This is a genomic window from Streptomyces sp. SID14478 (assembly GCF_010548525.1).
Taxonomy (GTDB): domain Bacteria; phylum Actinomycetota; class Actinomycetes; order Streptomycetales; family Streptomycetaceae; genus Streptomyces.
Genome location: NZ_JAAGMG010001214.1, coordinates 1 through 312 on the forward strand (window position 1 = coordinate 1; position 312 = coordinate 312).

The 312-nt window shown below is 76.3% G+C and carries 1 protein-coding gene; it reads left to right on the top strand.

The features are described from left to right. A partial coding sequence (locus G3I40_RS38715) for a PhzF family phenazine biosynthesis protein (protein WP_164559499.1) occupies positions 1–306 on the top strand: 306 nt, incomplete at its 5' end. Positions 307–312: the final 6 nt, after the last annotated feature.

Here is a 312-nt window from a genome sequence, read left to right on the forward strand (position 1 = left end):
GAGCGGCTGACCGCACTGATGCACCGGCTGGATCTGACGACGGTCCAACTGGCGTGGCGGGAGAGCGAGTTCACCTTCCACGTACGCGACCCCTTCCCCGTCGGCGGCGTCGTCGAGGACCCGGCGACCGGCGCGGCGGCCGCGGCGTTCGGGGCGTACCTGCGCGAGCGGGGCCTGGTCCCGGAGGCGGCCGGGCTCACCCTGTACCAGGGCGCCGACATGGGCCGCCCCGGCGAGCTGACGGTGACCCTGCGGGCGGGCGACCCGCGGGTACGGGTGAGCGGAGCGGCGGTGCCCCTCCCCTAGGGCCTG